Origin of the sequence: Consotaella aegiceratis (assembly GCF_036541425.1) — a bacterium.
GTDB classification, from domain to species: Bacteria; Pseudomonadota; Alphaproteobacteria; order Rhizobiales; family Rhizobiaceae; genus Consotaella; species Consotaella aegiceratis.
The window spans coordinates 14,526-32,251 of sequence record NZ_JAZHFT010000003.1 but is presented as its reverse complement, the minus strand read 5'-3'; the positions used below and the strand labels follow the sequence as shown (position 1 = coordinate 32,251).

The following is a 17,726-nucleotide window of genomic DNA, read 5'->3' as shown; positions in this document are numbered from 1 at the left end:
GGCATGAAAGATTTTCTGCGATCCGCCCTTTGGGCGCTCGTCGGGATTGTCGCGGCCCTGGCCGTTGGCGAAATCGTTCTGCGGGTCGCCACCGCCGACCAAAAGAGCTACGTCATCGAGATGTGGCGCTACGCCCGCACGTTGAAGCGGGTCAGCGACGATCCCGCGATCGGGCACGAGCACATACCGGGCAAGGAAGCCCGGCTTGAGGGCGTCGACGTCCGGATCAACAGCCTGGGTCTGCGGGGCCCGGAACCGTCATCGGATCCTCAAGAACGAATTGCCCTGATCGGCGATTCGATCACGTTCGGTTGGGGCGTACCGGAAGAGCGGACGCTCAGCAGCCAGTTGGCCGCGCTGCTTCCGCCGGGAACCGACGTCCTGAATGGCGGCGTCGGCAATATGAATTTGTCGCAGATCGTCGCCCATTGGGCGAAGCTGAGCCAAAAGATCAAGGCCGACACGGTCGTCCTTTTTCTGACCCCGCGCGCCGCGGAGATCGCGCAGCCGCCCGAAACAAACTGGCTCGTCGAACACAGCGAGCTGGCGGCGCTTGCGGTCACCTTCGTCCGCCAGATCGCCAGCGGCGCGATGGGCGAAACGAGCCTGACGGATGCCTATCGTGAGCTGTGGACAGGCGGCGAGGGGCGGGCCGGAATGGATGCCGCCTTCGATCGCCTGGCCGCGCTTCAGGCCGAAGACGGCTATCGCGTCATCGTCGTCATGATCCCCGAGCCGCATGACCTTCAGGACTATCGTTTCGGCTTCATGACGGACATCGCCGAGAAGGAGGCCGAGCACCGGGGCTGGGCCTTCCTCGATGCCCGCCCGTTGCTGCTCGACAGGCCCTCCGCCGACTGGTGGGTGTCCTCCGACGACGTTCACCCGAATGGCGAGGCGTTCAGCCGCATCGTCCACCGCCTGGCGGACATGCTGTGATGGAGCACCGTGTCTGGTACAAGGATCGCGATCGAGTGTCGGGGCTGGCGCTGGCCCTCGCCTTTGCGATGTCCTCGCTGTGGATCTGGCTCGCCACCGGCCGGGTGGCTCGTATTCCACTTGTCATCGCCGTTCTCTTCGGCCTCGTGGCGCTGATCCAGCCAAAGCTTCTGGCTCCGGCCAACCGGCTGTTGAAGGCCGTCACCACCGTGCTGCACCGCGTGCTCAACCGATTGCTCCTCACGGTGATCTTCTTCGGGTGCTTCCTTCCCGTCGGCCTCGTCCTCAAGACGGTCCGCCCGTCCATGTTCCCGCTCCGGCCCGATCCGGCACTGCCCAGCTATTGGCGCCGGCCGGATTGTGCCAAGCGAGGCCCGGGCGGCTTCGACGACCAGTTCTGAGAGGATCGGATGCGGCGGATACTCGGCATTTCGGCCTTCTACCACGACAGCGCGGCGGCATTGCTGGAGGATGGACGGCTCACCGCGGCCGCGCAGGAAGAGCGCTTCACCCGGCAGAAGCACGACGCGGGCTTTCCGATCCATGCGGTGGGCTGGATTCTGGAAGACCGCGGCCTGACGATGGGCGAGATCGACGCGGTGGTCTTCTATGAAAAGCCCTTCGTGAAGTTCGAACGGCTGCTCGAAACGTTTCTCGCCATGGCACCGCAAGGATTTCCCCTGTTCCACGAGGCGATGCCGCGCTGGACACGGGAAAAACTGTTCCAGAAGGGGCAGATCGCCGACGAGTTGAAGTCGCTGCCGGGCGGCGATCGGTGGAACGAACGCCTCGGCTTCTGCGACCATCACCTGTCCCACGCCGCCTCGACCTTCTACACGTCGCCCTTCGAGAATGCCGCCATCCTGACGGTCGACGGCGTTGGAGAATGGGCCACGACGACCGTCGCGCACGGTCGCGGCCGAACCATAGAGACCCTTGCCGAACAGCGCCTGCCCCACTCTCTCGGCCTGTTCTATTCGGCAATCTCGACCTTCCTCGGATTCAAGGTGAATTCCGGCGAGTACAAGGTGATGGGACTGGCCCCCTACGGCCGGCCACGCTTCGCGGAACTGATGGCGGACCGCCTCATCGACTTGCGCAACGACGGCTCTTTCCGTCTCGACATGGATTGGTTCGATTTCGCGACACAGCTGCGTATGTACTCGCCTCGGATGGCCGATCTCTTCGGTTGCGCGCCGCGCGAGCCCGAAGGACCGCTAGAGCAGATCCACATGGACATCGCCGCGTCGCTGCAGGTAGTGACGAACCGGGCGATGGTGGGCCTGGCGCGCCACGCGGCCGAGTTGACGGGCGAGGATTGCCTTTGCCTGGCCGGCGGCGTCGCGTTGAACTGCGTCGCCAACCGGGCGATCCTGGCGGACGGTCGCATTCGCCGGATCTGGCTGCCCTCCGCGCCTGGCGACGCCGGTGGCGCCGCGGGGGCGGCGATGGCCTTCTGGCACATGGGAGAGGAATCTCCCCGGCCGCAGCTTCCGGGTGAACAGGTCTTTCTCGGTCCGGTATTCTCGCAGCAGGACGTCATCCGGCGTCTCGACGCCCTCGGCGCCGTCTACGAAGTGGAGACCGCCGAGCGCACGACGGCCCGCACGGCCCAAGATCTGGGGAGGGGGCTGATCGTCGGCTGGATGCAGGGACGCGCGGAATTCGGACCGCGTGCGCTCGGCAATCGCTCGATCCTGGCCGATCCGCGCATTCCCGACCTGCAGAAGACGCTCAACCTAAAGATCAAGTTTCGCGAGTCGTTCCGCCCGTTTGCCCCATCGGTCCTCGCGGAAGCCGCTGACGAATGGTTCGCGGACGTCCACCCCTCGCCCTTCATGAGCGTCGTCGCCCATGCCTCGCCCGGCCGGGGCCGGGCTGTGGTGCCGGCGGTCACGCATCTCGACGAGACGGCGCGGTTGCAGACCGTCGAAGCCGAAGCCAATCCGCGCTTCCATGAGCTTCTGTCCGCCTTCGCGGCGGAAACCGGATGTCCGATGTTGGTGAATACCAGTTTCAACGTGCGCGGCGAGCCCATCGTCCTGACGCCCGAGGACGCGTTCAACTGCTTCATGGAAACCGGAATCGACCGGCTGGTGATCGGCGACGTCTTTCTTCACAAGGAGGACCAGCCGGACAATGTGCGGGCCCTTCCCCGACGCCAGTTCGCACCGGATTGAACACCGCATGTTCCAGCTTCCCGCCACGATCGTGGATCGATCGGAAGACGTCGCCTGATGCTGTTCCAACTTCCGATCTTCTTCGCTTTCCTTGCGGTGCTGATCGTCGCCATGATGATCTGCCCCCGACGCCACGTCCTGCCGTTGGTGCTGGTCGCGAGCCTGTTCTTCTATGCCTGGTGGTACCCGCCCTATGTGCTCCTGCTCGTCGGCCTGATCGCCATGAGCTGGGCGTTGACACGGATCGTGCGGGCACGGCGGCGCCTCTTGCCGCTGGCGGTCGGCATCGCTCTGTCGCCGCTTCTTCTGTTCAAGTACGGCGACTTCGTGCTGGCCAATATCGAAGCCACGACCGGTTTCGATCCCGGTCGCCTCGGCTGGCTCCTGCCGCTCGGAATATCGTTCGTCACCTTCACCATCATCAGTTTGATCGTCGACGCGGTCCGGCGCACCGATCCCTTGCCCTCGGCTCTCGACATCGCCGTCTATGTCAGCTTCTTTCCGCACCTGATCGCCGGACCGATCCTGCGTTCTCATCAGCTCATTCCGCAGCTCCCGGACCTGCGTCTCCGCTGGGACCGCGCCGCTCCGGCGCTGACGCTGTTCGCCGCCGGAATGCTGAAAAAGGTGCTGATCGCCGACCCCGTGGGCGCAACGGTGGACCAGCTGTTCGCGGCCAGCGCCGTTTTGAGCCCGGCGGAGGCAGCCCTGGCCATGCTTGGGTTCGCCGTCCAGATCTATTGCGATTTCAGCGCCTATTCCGACATGGCGATCGCGCTCGCAGCCTTCTTCGGAATCCAGTTCCCGGAGAACTTTCGCTCTCCCTATCTGTCGACCTGCATGTCGGAAATCTGGCGTCGCTGGCACATCACGCTGTCCACCTGGCTAAGGGACTACGTCATGGTCCCGCTGCATCGGCGGTTGCGCCATGCGGCGCCCCACGCGGCCATTTTCCTGACCATGGTGGTCTCGGGCCTCTGGCACGGCGCCGCCTGGACCTTCGTCGTGTGGGGCGCCGTACAGGGCGTCATCCTCACGATCGAAGCCAAGACCGACTTCAACAAGACGGCGATGCGGCAGACAGGTCTGCACCGAGTCGCGCTGATCGCCTCGACATTCATCCTCTGGGCGATGACCACGACGATCTTTCGCGCCAGCAGCTTCACCGAGGCACTTCAAGTCTATCGAGGCCTGCTGGCCTTCGATCGTCCCTTCAGCTTCCCTGACAGCGGGCTTCTGACGCTTGCCTTGTGCGGGGCACTGCTGGTCCTGCATCCCTGGGATCAGGTCGACCGGATACAGGGCTTCGGCGCGCGTCTGCCTGCGCCCCTGGTGATCCCTCTGGGGCTGACGGTGGTATTGGCCTGCAGCCTGATCGCGGCGGGCCGGCCGCAGGCCTTCTATTACTTCGATTTCTGAGGAGCACGTCTCCATGAAAAAACTCCTCGGCATCATTTCAGGCGCGCTGCAGGGATTCCTGGTTCTGCTGATCTTGCTGATGCTGGTCGACGCGACGCTCGACGCCATCCTCTACGCGGGTTCGCTCGACTTCTCCGATCCGGCGGAAAGCTACCAGCGCGTGCTCGCCAAGGCCAATCCGGAATACGAACCCGGCGGCCCGCGCGACCGGAGCATGCAGGACTTTTATTCCGTCGAAAGAGTGCCCACGGTCGCCGACGGCACACAACACGCGCCCCTCCGATCCGAAACGGTCAACATCACGCCCGACGGCATTCGGCTGAACGGCCACCTGCCCGTCGCCGATCCCGTGCTGGATGTCGCCCTACTGGGCGGTTCGCAGACTTTCGGTCCCTTCATCAACGACGATGAGACGCTGTCGGCCCGGCTGGAGGATGAGTGGCCAGGGCTCTCAGTCGCCAATTTTGCGGTGCCAAGGATGGTCATCGACGAGAGCGTGGCTTCTTGGCTGAGCAGCCCCCTGGCGGATCGGACCGACCTAGTCCTCCATCTCGCCGGACCGCTCGAACTGCTGTTCCTGTGCAGCAACTTCGTGCCAGAGGACGCCGAGGTCCTCGATCCGCACGAACTCCGGCTGTTGTATGGCGCCCGGCGCATCATCCACTATCTGACGAAACCGAAACCGCCACAGCGCTGCGACGGCAGCCCGAAGGAAATCGACTCGATGGTGAACCGCGTCATGGCCGACTTCGCCGGCGGCCAAGCCATGGCCGAGGCCCGCGGCGTGCCGTATGTAGCCGTCCTGCCCCCGATGATGTTCACGGGCTCTGCCAACGCCGTCAATCTCGGCATTGGTCCCAAGGGCTTGTCGATCATGCGCAAGAGGCGTCCCGATGCAATCGCCTATCAGCATCTGATCGAGCGGATGGCGGCACAGCAGCGGATCCCGGTCATCGATCTGACGCATGCTCTCGACGGGGTGGACCACGCCTATCTCGACATGGGACAGCACTACACCGCCAAGGGCACCTTGGTGCTGGCCAAGGCACTGGCGATGGAACTGCGCAAACTTCTGGCCAGTGGAAAGATCGCCTCCTTGGCGTCGCGGGTATCGGCACAGTAGCCGCCGCCCCGTCGGAGATCTTCGCGCAGGCAAAGGTCCGACACGGCATTTTCCGTCAGGCCAGCGCTTCGAGCTGTTCCTCGCTCAGCGCGTCGGACGGCAGCGGCATCACCATCGCCGCCATGATCGAGCGCATGGTGAGCAAGCCGACCGGCTGCCTGGTCTCGCGGTCGACCACATGGGCGCGCGTCGTCTCCGCGTCGCTCATCCGCTTGGCTGCTTCCTCGATCACCGTTCCGCGCTTGACCGGAACGCTGTTCGGCTCCGGCACCACCGGACCGTCCGGCACGTCCATGATGGTTTCCACCTGGATCACCCGGCCCCGGTTCACTTCCTTCACGAAGGCCGAGATGTAGTCGTCGGCCGGTGTCAAGACGATCTGCTGGCCGGTGCCTTGCTGCACGATCTCGCCATCGCGCAGGATCGCGATCTTGTCGCCCAGCCGCAGCGCTTCGTCGAGATCGTGGGTGATGAACACGATGGTCTTGTGAAGCTCCTTCTGGAGGTCGAGCAGCACCGACTGCATGTCCATGCGGATCAGCGGGTCGAGCGCCGAGAACGCCTCGTCCATCAGCAGGATCTCGGCGTCGGTGGCGAGCGCCCGGGCCAAGCCTACGCGCTGCTGCATGCCGCCGGAAAGCTGGGCCGGATAGTTGTCCTCGTAGCCCGCCAGGCCGACCCGCTCGATCCAGTACATCGACGTCTCGCGCTGCTTGGCCTTCGGCACGCCGGTGATCGACAGGCCGTAAGAGACGTTGTCGATCACCGTCTTGTGGGGCAGCAGCGCGAACCGCTGAAACACCATCGAGACACGATGCCGGCGGAAGTCGCGCAACCGCTTCTGCGACATCTGCAGGACGTTCTCCTCGCCGATCAGGATTTCGCCGGCGGTCGGCTCGATCAGCCGGTTGATATGGCGGATCAGCGTCGACTTGCCCGAACCCGACAAGCCCATGACCACCTGGATGGCGCCCTTGGGCATGTCGATGTTGATGTCCTTCAGACCCAGCACGTGCTGATGCTGCGCCAGCAGCTCCGACTTGCTCATGCCCTGCTGCACGGGCTCGACATAGGCTTTGTCGTTGGGTCCGAAGATCTTGTAGAGGTTCGAGACCTTGATTGCGATGTCGTCAGCCATGTCCCGCCTCCCGGTGACGCTGGAGGCGCTTGCCGTAGGCTTGGCTCGCGCGGTCGAAGATGATGGCGATGGCGACGATCGCCAGGCCGTTGAGCAGGCCTTGCGTGAAGTACTGGTTGGTGATCGCCTGCAGCACCGGCTGGCCGAGGCCGCGCACGCCGATCAGCGAGGCGACGACGACCATGGCGAGCGCCATCATGATGGTCTGGTTGATGCCCGCCATGATGGTCGGCAGGGCGAGCGGCATCTGCACCTGGAAGAGCTTCTGCCGGCCGCTGGCGCCAAAGGCGTTGGCCGCTTCCAGCACTTCCTTGTCGACCAGCCGGATACCGAGATTGGTCAGCCGGATGATCGGCGGCATGGCATAGATGACGACGACGATCAGCCCGGGGATCAGGCCGATGCCGAGCAGCATGACGATCGGGATGAGATAGACGAAGGAGGGCATCGTCTGCATCACGTCGAGGATCGGGTTGATGGCCGCCTGTACCTTGTTCGATCGCGACATGAGGATGCCGATCGGCATGCCGATGACGATCGACAGGATGGTGCACACCACGATGATCGACAGCGTGCGCATCGTATCTTCCCACATGCCGAACACGCCGATCAGGACCAGCGCGATGACCGTGCCGGCGGTGATCTTCTTGGATCGGCTGCCGAACCAGACGATGGCGGCGATCACCATGATCACCAGCCACCAGGGCGTTGCGATCAACAGCCGTTCGAACCACAGCAGGAAATCGAGAAGAGGACGGAAGAAGGCTTCAATATTGTCGCCATAGGCGCGCGAGAAGGCGCGATACTGTCCGTCGATTGTGCGGGACATCAAACGCAGATCGCGTCCTGCGATCTGCGGAAATTCAGTGAGCCAGTCCAAAGGCCTCTCCAACTAGGGGTCGTACGCCCGCAAGGTCTGCCAGGCGACGAAGCTCCGGCGGAGCATGCTCGCGCCGGTCGATCGAGGCGTGCGGACGCGGCCGAGCTTGCCGGCTCCACGTCTACACGCTTAGGCTGAAACCGAGAGGACCCGAGCTTTCGCCCGGGCCCTCTTCTCGTTCGATTCTACAAGGCGTCCTTGATCTTTTTCGCGACGTCCTCGGGCACCCATTTCGTCCAGACGTCCGGCTGGTTCTCCAGGAAGTAGTACGCCGTGTCTTCGCCGGTGGCCTGATTGTCGTCTTTCCAGGCCAGCAGCTTGTTGACGATGTCGTTGCCCCAGGAGCGATTGTTCAGATACTCCTGCACCCCAGCCGACGCCTTCTCCACCGAAGGCGTCACGATGGTGAACACCTCGGACTTGGTCCAGGCGTTGATCTTCGGATCGGCGCAGTCGGCCACCGTCGTGCAGTTCTGCCATTCGTCGGCGTCGTGCTCGGCGTCGAAATCGAGCTTCTTCATCGGATACTTGCCGAGAATGGCGGTCGGCGCCCAGTAGTAGCCGAGCCAGCCCTTTTTGCCCCCGTAGGCCTTGGCGATCGAGCCGTCGAGGCCGGCCGCCGAACCCGTGTCGACCAGCACGAAGCCCTTGTCGGAGGCGTCATAGGCCTTGAACAGATTCGCCGTGGTGATCTGGCATCCCCATCCGGCGGGGCAATTGTAAATCGCGCCCTTGGAGGGATCCTCCGGCGAGGGGAACAGCTCCGGATGCTTCAGCGCGTCGGAGACCTTCTGGATGTCGGGGTGCTCGTCGGCGAGATACTGGGGAATCCACCAGCCTTCCTCGCCGCCGTCCGACAGCGCTTCGGCCGCGAAGGTCACCCGGCCTTCCTTGGCTGCGGCGTCGATCTGCTCGCGGAACTGGTTGACCCACATCTCCGGCGCGATGTCCGGCTGGCCCTTCTCGGTCATCGAGGCGAAGGTCGGCATCGTGTCGCCGGGCACGAGTTCGGCCTGGCAATCGTACCCCTCTTCCAGGATGAGCTTGTCGATGGACGCCAGCACTTCGGCCGACGCCCAGTTCATGTTGGAGATGGTGAGATCGCAGCTCTCCTGCGCCTGCGCGGGGGCGACGAAACCCAAGGCAGCTGCGGCAAGAAACGTTGTCGTCAGGAACTTCATGGGCTTTCCCTTGCTCTGTTGTTGTATGCCGAAGCCACCGTCCGGTGGGGCGATGGCCACGGTTTTTGGGACGGGCGCAATGGGCGCGCACGGTCCAGTCATTCGCAACTCGTGATCGCGGCATGGTAAACACCGCGCCCCGAGAAGCCAATCCCGCGGCCCCGCCGCCTGTTCCGGCGCCCGATCGCGCCCTGGCGGGGGAGCCCACGGAAGACGAGGTTACCCGGCGCTAGAGGGCACCCTTGATCTTCTCGGCGACGTCGTCGGAGACCCACTCGCCCCAGACGTCCGGATAATTCTCCAGGAAGTAATAGGCGGTGTCCTCGCCGGTGGCCTGGTTGTCGTCCTTCCAGGCCAGCAGCTCGTTGACCTGATCGTTGCCCCAGGCGCGGGTGTCCAGATAGTCCTGCACGCCCTGCGGCGCGTCGGCCAGCTCCGGCGTCATGATGGTGTAGACCGGCGACGCCGGCCACGGCATGACCTTGGGATCCGGGCAGTCGACCACCGAGTTGCAGGTGTCCCAGGTCTCCTGGTCGAACTCGCCGTTGATCGCCAGCTTCTTCATCGGGTACTTGCCGAGGATCGCCGTCGGCGACCAGTAGTAGCCGAGCCAGGGCTGCTTGTTCTCGTAGGCCTTGGTGATCGAGCCGTCGAGACCCGCCGCCGAGCCCGGGTCGACCAGCACGAAGCCCTTGTCGTCGGCGTCGTAGGCCTTGTACAGCTGCGCCGTCGTGATCTGGCAGGCCCAACCCGACGGACAGCCGTAGACGGCGCCCTTGGACGGATCCTCGCTCGACGGAAACAACTCGGGATGAGCCAGCGCGTCGGCGACGGATTCGATCTCGGGGTGCTCGTCGGCGAAATACTGCGGAATCCACCAACCCTCCTCGCCGCCGTCCGACAGCGACTTGATGCCGACCACGATCCGGCCTTCCTCGACCGCCTGATCAAGCTGGTCGCGGAACTGGCTGGCCCAGAATTCCGGGGCGATGTCCGGCTGCCCCTTCTCCGACATCGACGCGAAGGTCGGCATCGTGTCGCCCGGCACCAGTCGCGCCTGGCAGTCGAAGCCTTCCTGCAGAATGATCTTGTCGATGGAGGCCAGGACCTCCGCCGACGCCCAATTCATGTTGGAAATGGTGAGATCGCAGCTCTCCTGCGCCTGCGCGGTCCCGGGGGCAATGAGCGCCAAAGCAGACGCACTGAGAAAAGTCGATATCGTCAGGAACTTCATCAGTTTCCTCGTTTTTCTTGCAAGTTCATATGACAGCCATAGCATCCATCGATGCCAATAGCCGATGTATTGGGCACGCGGCAAAGAACACACATGTTCGGGAATTCGCAGCCCGGAATGTGGCGGCATCGTAGACATCCTGGCCTGAGAATCCAACCCCACCCGGACCATTCGTCGCGGCTGACAACAACTTGACAGCTACAATGGATATCATTGTCATGACGATCCGACGCCGGAGGAGAAGTGATGCTGACCGTCACCAAACCGAAATTTCCAACCGTTCACGATGATTGGCCATCACCTCGGTTTTAACTTGCAAGTTGGCGGCGGGGCTGAGAACCTGCCCGTTGATGCGCGCGATAGCCGATTCGGCGCAGGACCCGGCGCCGGAGCTTTGATAAGGCTGGCGCATCGGTCGTGTCGGGAACCGAGAGAAGTCCGGACTACGGACTCGACGACCCGCATCCTCCGGCCGTTCGCCGTGAGGAAATGGCATTTCGGACATCGGTCGCGGCATCCGACCTGGTTCTGCGTCCGTACAATATGTCCGGTAGTCGCATCTGTGAGGCACAAGGGGCGGGTGCCCGCACTAGAAATCGGCAGGTGGGCCAAGCCCACGGAGCCAGGGCGCAAGGAGTCGCCGTGAAGGGTGGCGAACGTCTGAGCATTTAACCGCAGACGGCCCGTTAACGGGGCCGGGCCGCTATGTCAGGCGATCCGGCGTCGGCATCCCAGATGAACGGGCTGGAATGGAGGCGCAATGTCGAGCGTTTTATTCGATTCCTATTCGCAGGCCTATGAGGCGCGTCGCGAGACCGTCATGAGCGTCCAGGATTATCTGGAAGCGTGTAAATACGATCCCCTGATGTATGCCGGCCCGCACGAGCGGCTGCTGGCGGCCATCGGCGAGCCTGAAATGGTCGATACCTCCCAGGACTCCCGCCTGGGCCGCATCTTCCAGAACCGCACCGTCCGCCTGTACCCGGCCTTTGCAGAATTCTACGGCATGGAGGAGACGGTCGAGCGCATCGTCGCCTTCTTCCGCCAGGCCGCGCAGGGCCTGGAGGAGCGTAAGCAGATCCTCTACTTGCTCGGCCCGGTGGGCGGCGGCAAATCCTCCCTTGCCGAACGCATCAAGGCGTTGATGGAGGTGCAACCGATCTACGTGCTCAAGGCAGGAAACGAGATCAGTCCGGTCTTCGAAAGCCCGCTCGGCCTGTTCGATCCCGAAACTTCAGGGCCGATCCTGGAAGAGGAATACGGCATTCCACGCCGCCGCCTCACCGGCCTGATGAGCCCCTGGTGCGTCAAGCGCCTGGACGAGTTCGGCGGCGACATCAAGAAGTTCAAGGTCGCCAAGCTGATGCCCTCGCGGCTGCGCCAGATCGGCATCGCCAAGACCGAGCCCGGCGACGAGAACAACCAGGACATCTCCTCCCTCGTCGGCAAGGTCGATATCCGGCGGCTGGAGATGCACGCCCAGCACGATCCCGATGCCTACTCCTACTCCGGCGGGCTCAACCGCGCCAATCAGGGCGTGCTCGAATTCGTCGAGATGTTCAAGGCGCCGATCAAGATGCTGCATCCGCTCCTGACGGCGACGCAGGAAGGCTCCTATGTCGGCTCCGAGAATATCGGCGCGATCCCGTTCACCGGCATGATCATGGCCCACTCGAACGAGTCCGAATGGCGCTCGTTCAAGAACAACAAGAACAACGAGGCCTTCATCGACCGCATCTATGTGATCAAGGTGCCCTACTGCCTGCGCGTCGACGAGGAGACCCATATCTACGAGAAGCTCCTGCGCAACTCCGAGCTTTCGAGCGCTCCGTGCGCGCCCGACACGCTGGAGATGCTGGCGCGCTTCGCCGTGCTGTCGCGCCTCAAGGCCCACGAGAACTCCAACCTGTTCTCCAAGATGCGTGTCTATAACGGCGAGAGCCTCAAGGAGGTCGATCCCAAGGCCCGGACCATGCAGGAGTATCGCGACGCCGCCGGCGTCGACGAGGGCATGAACGGCATCTCGACGCGCTTCGCCTTCAAGGCCCTGTCGGCGACCTTCAACCACGACACCGAGGAGGTCGCGGCCGATCCGGTCCACCTCATGTACGTGCTCGAACAGTCGGTTCGTCGCGAGCAGTTCCCCGAGGACACGGAGCGGAGCTATCTGGAGTTCGTCAAGGCCGAGCTCGCGCCGCGCTATGCGGAGTTCATCGGCAACGAGATTCAGAAGGCCTATCTCGAATCCTACCACGACTACGGCCAGAACCTGTTCGACCGCTACGTCGCCTACGCCGACGCCTGGGTCGAGGACCAGGACTTCAAGGATCCGGACACCGGCCAGCTTCTCGACCGCGAGTTGCTCAACCAGGAGCTCTCCAAGATCGAGAAGCCGGCGGGCATCGCCAACCCGAAGGACTTCCGCAACGAGGTGGTGAAGTTCTCGCTGCGCTCGCGCGCCTCCAACTCTGGCAAGAACCCGTCCTGGACGAGCTACGAAAAGATCCGCGACGTCGTGGAAAAGCGCATGTTCAGCCAGGTGGAGGATCTGCTTCCGGTGATCAGCTTCGGCTCCAAGCGCGACAGCGAGACGGAGAAGAAGCACAACGAGTTCGTCGAACGGATGATGAAGCGCGGCTTCACCGAGCGCCAGGTTCGTCGTCTCGTCGAATGGTACATGCGTGTCCGGCAGGCAAGTTGAGCCGCAGCGGCGCATGACCTGGGAGACGGTGCAGCGTCGCTGTGCTGCAGCCGGCAACGGTCGGTCTTTCGGGCGGGGCTTTGCCCTGCCCGGCGGCCGCGCCCGGCTGTGCCGCGCCGCTCCGGCGAGCCGCGTCGGATGTCGTCTCGCTTTTTTGACAGCCTCCCCCCTGTCCGGACAAAGGGTCGCCGACCATCTTTCCTTGTGTTCGCGAAGATGCGGCTTGGGCAGGCCCACGAAAATACCTCGTGGCATTGTGCTGAAAACCTGCGAACATATGGATGGTCTAGGCAGCCCATGTCGTTCGACTTGTGCGCCGCCGAGACCGGAAGTGAGTGTCTGATGCACATCATCGATCGCCGTGTCGATCCGGGGGGCAAGAGCCTCGCCAATCGCCAGCGCTTCATCCGCCGCGCTCGGGCGTTGGTGCGCCAGGCGGTGCGTGATGCGTCCGCCGCGCGCAAGATCAAGGAAGTCGGCGAAGGCGGCGCGGTGACGATCCCAGCCGACGGCGTGCACGAGCCGGTCTTCCGCTCCAGTTCGCATGGCGGCGTGCGCGAGCACGTGCTGCCGGGCAACAAGAAATACCTCGCCGGCGACCAGATCGCGCGCCCCCAGCAGGGCGGCGGTTCGGGATCCGAGGGCAGCCCGGACGGCGACGGCGAAGACTCGTTCCGCTTCGTCCTGTCCAAGGAGGAGTTTCTCGATCTCTTCCTGGAGGATCTGGAGCTTCCCAACCTCGCCAAGCGCCAGATCATGGGCGAGGCGGTGGCGCGCCGCCTGCCCGCCGGTTTCCGAACCGCCGGGCCGCCGGCCTCGCTGTCGGTGTCGCGCACCATGCGCCGGTCGCTGTCGCGCCGTATCGCGCTGAAACGCCCCTCCCCAGCCGAGTTGGAGGCCTTGGAGCGGGAGATCGAGGAGATGGAGGAAAGCGGCGCTGCGCCGGAGCGGATCGCGGAGATGCGGGCCACGCTGGAACGACAGCAGCGGCGCACCCTCAACGTCCCGTTCATCGATCCGCTCGATCTGCGCTTCCGGCGCATCGATACCCAGCCCGAGCCGATCGCGCGAGCCGCCATGTTCTGTCTGATGGACGTTTCGGCATCCATGGACGAGGACATGAAGGACCTCGCCAAGCGGTTCTTCAGCCTGCTCTATCTGTTTTTGACGCGGCGTTACGACCGGGTCGAGATCGTCTTCATCCGCCACACCCACGAGGCCAAGGAGGTGGACGAGGACACCTTCTTCCATTCCAGGGAGAGCGGCGGCACGGTGATTTCCTCGGCGCTCGAGGAGATGGCGAAGATCGCCAAGGAGCGCTTCCCGGCCGACCAATGGAACATCTATGCCGCCCAGGCGTCCGACGGCGACAACCTGTCGTCCGACAATCCGAGGGCGGTGGCGCTGTTGCGCGAGGTCATCCTGCCGATGTCGCAATATTACGCCTATCTGCAGGTCGGCAGCGGCGACGCCGAGCGCGGCGGCATCTTCCCCCGCCAGGAGACGACGCTGTGGCGCGCCTATTCGGAGGTCATGCGGCCGAGCCTGCCCATGGCCATGCGCAAGGTTTCGAACCGCCGCGACATCTATCCGGTGTTTCGCGAGCTGTTTGAGAAGAAGTCGGAGAGCGAGCCTGCGGAGTAAGCCCATGCCGCGCAAAGCCAAGGTCAAGGACACGCTTCTGTTCCAAGCACAGGAGTGGGATTTCGATACCCTGTCGCGCATCTACGGCGCCGTGGAAACCATCGCGGTGGACGAGCTCGGTCTCGACACCTATCCGAACCAGGTGGAGGTGATCACCTCCGAACAGATGCTCGACGCCTATGCCTCGGTCGGCATGCCGCAGCTCTACAAGCACTGGTCGTTCGGCAAGCAGTTCCTGCGCAACGAGACGCTCTACCGCAAGGGCTGGCAGGGGCTGGCCTACGAGATCGTCATCAACTCCAGCCCGTGCATCGTCTACATCATGGAGGAAAACAGCGCCGCCATGCAGGCGATCGTACTGGCGCACGCGGCCTTCGGCCACAACCACTTCTTCAAGAACAACTACGTCTTCAGGCAGTGGACGGACGCCGGCAGCATCCTCGACTATCTGGCCTTCGCCAAGAACTACATCTCCACCTGCGAGGAGCGCTACGGCAACGAGACGGTGGAGCGCTTCCTCGATGCGGCGCACGCGCTCCAGCACAATGGTGTCCATCGCTATCCCGGCAAACGTGCGCCCAATCTGCGCGACGAACAGCGCCGCGAACTGGAGCGGCGCGAGCACGCCGAGCGGATCTACAACGACCTCTGGCGCACCCTGCCGCGCAGCCGGGCGGCCGCGCGCCAGCGTACCGACGAGGAACGCCGCCGCGCCTTTATGCGCCTGCCGGAGGAAAACATCCTCTACTTCCTGGAAAAGACGGCGCCGCGCCTTGCCCCGTGGCAGCGCGAAATCCTCAGGATCGTGCGCCAGATCGCCCAGTACTTCTACCCGCAGCGCCAGACCAAGGTGATGAACGAGGGCTGCGCCACCTTCACCCATCACCGCATCATGAACCGCCTGCACGAGACCGGACAGATCTCCGACGGCGCCTTCCTCGAATTCCTGCAGTCGCACACCAACGTGGTCATGCAGCCCGAGTTCGACGACCGGCGCTACGGCGGCATCAACCCCTATGCGCTGGGCTTCGCCATGATGCAGGACATCGAGCGCATCGCCGTGGCGCCGACCGACGAGGATCGGACGCTTTTCCCCGATTTCGCCGGCTGCGGCGATGCCTATGGCGTGCTTCGGGATGCGTGGGCGAACTATCGCGACGAGAGCTTCATCCTGCAGTATCTGAGCCCGGAAGTGATCCGCAAGCTGCGGCTGTTCCGGCTGGTGGACGACCATGCCGACGACGACCTTCTGGTCGCGGCGATCCACGACGAGCGTGGCTACAAGGAGGTGCGCCGCAGCTTGGCGCGCCAGTTCGACGTCTCGCGCCAGGACCCCGACATCCAGGTCGTGGACGTGGACCTCGCCGGCGACCGCCGACTGATCCTCAGGCACAACGTGGTGGACGGCGTGGCTCTGGACCCCGGCGATGCCGGTCGCGTTCTCCAGCATCTGGCCGATTTGTGGGGCTACGGCGTGCGGCTGAGCGAGGCCGACGATCATCGCACCTATGCCACCCACGAGGCCGAGCCGAGCCATCCGTTCCAATAGAGCGATCGGCCGATCGAGCCGAACCGGGTCGGTCGACCGGCGCGCTTTAATTGCTCAGTCGCCCGCTGAAAGTCCTGCCGTGCAGGGCTTTCAGCGCCGAAACAAGAATTTCGCTAAACTTTTTTTATTGTTTGCGCGGCTAAATAGTGGGGTTTTCCGCCGCGCTCGCTGACACCCCGTGCCGAGGGCGGCGCCCCTTTCGTCTTTCGCAGGATGCCGCTCGCATGACCGCCGAAGCCTCGCCCCGCTCCGCCGCCGCAAGCCGTGTGGTCAGCCCCCTCACCACTGAGGAGAAGGCGGCGTTGAAGCGGGTGGGAGCGCAGCTCGAAAGCTCGATCGGCCCGGCTCTCGACCACTTCTATCGCGTCGTCGCCGACCATCCCGAGATGAGCCGCTTCTTTGCCGACCGGAAGCATATGGATGGCGCGAAGGCTGCCCAGAAGGCCCATTGGGGCCATGTGGCAACCGGCGAGCTGGCACCCGCCTATCTTGCACGCACCGACATGATCGGCCGCACCCACGCGCGCGTCGGCCTCGATCCACGCTACTTCATCTCCGGCTACGGACACCTGCTCGGCTATCTGGTCAAGGACATCGTTCAAAAGGCGTGGCCGAAGGTGCCGTTCGCCGCCCGTGGCGGCCGCGAGATCGCCGAAAGCCTCGATGCCGTCGTCAAAGTGGCCGTTACCGATATGGAGCTGTCGATCACCTCCTATCTCGACGTTCTGACCCAGCAGGCCGCCGACGACCGGCTGAAGCAAGAGCGCGAGCGCACGGCGGACCGCACGATCGTCCTCGACGAGCTCACCGCCGCCTTGCGCCGGCTGGCGGACGGCAATCTCGCCGAGCCGATCGGCTCCGGCTTTCCGGGCGAATACGCGGCGCTCAAGGACGACTTCAATCAGGCACTGACCACCTTCGGCGGCCTCGTCGACCAGGCCAAGGCCTCGACCGAGGGCTTTGTCGGCAATGCCGCCGAAATCGCCCAGGCCTCCGACGATCTGGCCCGGCGCACCGAGCGCCAGGCCGCAAGCCTCGAACAGACGGCCGCCGCCCTGCAGGAGCTGACCGATCGCGTCCGCCATGCCTCCGAGCGCGCCCGCCAGGCCGCGGCGACCGTCGACCTGTCGCGAAACGAGGCGGAGAAGGCGGCCGAAGTGGTGCAGACGGCCGTCGCCGCGATGCACAACATCGAGACGTCCTCGCACGAGGTCGGCCAGATCGTCTCGATCATCGACGAGATCGCCTTCCAGACCAATTTGCTGGCTTTGAATGCGGGCGTCGAAGCGGCCAGAGCCGGCGAAGCCGGCAAGGGCTTCGCCGTCGTCGCCCAGGAGGTGCGCAGCCTCGCCCAGCGCTCGGCCGAGGCGGCCCGAAAGATCAAGGACCTGATCGCCGTCTCGTCGTCCGAAGTGCGAAACGGCTCGCAGATCATCGCCGGCACGCACGAGGCGCTCGGCGCGATCGTCGCGCGCGCGGCGCAGCTCGACGAGACCATCCGCGCCATGGCCGCCTCGGCCAACGACGAGGCGGTCGCGGTGCGTGAGATCAATACGGCCGTGGCCGAGATGGATCAGACGACGCAACAGAACGCCGCCATGGTCGAGCAATCGACGGCCGTCGCCGCGACGCTGGAGCTTCAGGCCAACGAGCTTCTGGAGCTGATCTCGAGCATCCGCACCAAGCCCAGCCGATCGGGCCCTCGCCGCCCGGCGCGGCGTGCGGCATGACCGCCACA

At 64.2% G+C, this 17,726-nt stretch carries 13 protein-coding genes; 9 read left to right on the top strand and 4 right to left on the bottom strand.

The genetic code is table 11. The features are described from left to right. The first annotated feature begins 3 nt into the window (after window positions 1-3). Genes SMD10_RS03255 through SMD10_RS03235 form a run of 5 tightly spaced genes read left to right on the top strand, consistent with a single transcriptional unit; the run spans window position 4 to window position 5,661 of the window. Entirely contained in the window at window positions 4-939 is a 936-nt protein-coding gene (locus tag SMD10_RS03255; RefSeq protein ID WP_331684217.1) for an SGNH/GDSL hydrolase family protein, read from the top strand. After that, window positions 939-1,340: a hypothetical protein gene (locus SMD10_RS03250; protein ID WP_331684216.1), complete on the top strand. Its 402-nt coding sequence runs from the start codon at window positions 939-941 to the stop codon at window positions 1,338-1,340. Before SMD10_RS03255 ends, SMD10_RS03250 begins: the two co-directional genes overlap by 1 nt. Before the next feature lie 9 nt (window positions 1,341-1,349). Then, window positions 1,350-3,119 (top strand): carbamoyltransferase family protein, encoded by a 1,770-nt coding sequence (locus SMD10_RS03245; RefSeq protein WP_331684215.1) that lies wholly within the window; start codon window positions 1,350-1,352, stop codon window positions 3,117-3,119. Window positions 3,120-3,176: 57 nt separating this feature from the next. Then, complete coding sequence (locus SMD10_RS03240) at window positions 3,177-4,538, top strand: MBOAT family O-acyltransferase (protein ID WP_331684214.1); 1,362 nt, start codon at window positions 3,177-3,179, stop codon at window positions 4,536-4,538. 13 nt (window positions 4,539-4,551) lie between these two features. Next, complete coding sequence (locus tag SMD10_RS03235) at window positions 4,552-5,661, top strand: hypothetical protein (protein WP_331684213.1); 1,110 nt, start codon at window positions 4,552-4,554, stop codon at window positions 5,659-5,661. Window positions 5,662-5,716: 55 nt separating this feature from the next. Here SMD10_RS03235 and SMD10_RS03230 read toward each other — a convergent pair whose 3' ends face one another. The 4 genes from SMD10_RS03230 to SMD10_RS03215 all read right to left on the bottom strand — a co-directional run bounded on the left by SMD10_RS03230 (window position 5,717) and on the right by SMD10_RS03215 (window position 10,094). Further along, a complete protein-coding gene (locus SMD10_RS03230; RefSeq protein ID WP_331684212.1) occupies window positions 5,717-6,799 on the bottom strand; it encodes a quaternary amine ABC transporter ATP-binding protein in 1,083 nt (360 codons plus the stop codon). Next, window positions 6,792-7,679 carry an ABC transporter permease gene (locus SMD10_RS03225; protein ID WP_331684211.1) on the bottom strand — a complete coding sequence of 296 codons (888 nt, stop codon included), beginning with the start codon at window positions 7,677-7,679 and terminating at the stop codon, window positions 6,792-6,794. Before SMD10_RS03225 ends, SMD10_RS03230 begins: the two co-directional genes overlap by 8 nt. A gap of 185 nt (window positions 7,680-7,864) precedes the next feature. Then, window positions 7,865-8,860 (bottom strand): ABC transporter substrate-binding protein, encoded by a 996-nt coding sequence (locus SMD10_RS03220; RefSeq protein WP_331684210.1) that lies wholly within the window; start codon window positions 8,858-8,860, stop codon window positions 7,865-7,867. Window positions 8,861-9,089: 229 nt separating this feature from the next. Continuing rightward, complete coding sequence (locus SMD10_RS03215; protein ID WP_331684209.1) at window positions 9,090-10,094, bottom strand: ABC transporter substrate-binding protein; 1,005 nt, start codon at window positions 10,092-10,094, stop codon at window positions 9,090-9,092. Between the two features lie 760 nt (window positions 10,095-10,854). On the opposite strand from SMD10_RS03215, the gene SMD10_RS03210 reads away from it, so the two are divergent. The 4 genes from SMD10_RS03210 to SMD10_RS03195 all read left to right on the top strand — a co-directional run bounded on the left by SMD10_RS03210 (window position 10,855) and on the right by SMD10_RS03195 (window position 17,718). Beyond that, window positions 10,855-12,795, top strand: a complete 1,941-nt coding sequence (locus SMD10_RS03210) for a PrkA family serine protein kinase (RefSeq protein ID WP_331684208.1) — start codon at window positions 10,855-10,857, stop codon at window positions 12,793-12,795. A 342-nt stretch (window positions 12,796-13,137) separates the two neighbouring features. Further along, complete coding sequence (locus SMD10_RS03205) at window positions 13,138-14,439, top strand: YeaH/YhbH family protein (protein WP_331684207.1); 1,302 nt, start codon at window positions 13,138-13,140, stop codon at window positions 14,437-14,439. A gap of 4 nt (window positions 14,440-14,443) precedes the next feature. Then, on the top strand, window positions 14,444-15,988 hold the full coding sequence (locus SMD10_RS03200) for a SpoVR family protein (RefSeq protein ID WP_331684206.1): 1,545 nt from the start codon (window positions 14,444-14,446) through the stop codon (window positions 15,986-15,988). 224 nt (window positions 15,989-16,212) lie between these two features. Next, entirely contained in the window at window positions 16,213-17,718 is a 1,506-nt protein-coding gene (locus SMD10_RS03195; protein WP_331684205.1) for a methyl-accepting chemotaxis protein, read from the top strand. Window positions 17,719-17,726 lie beyond the last annotated feature (8 nt).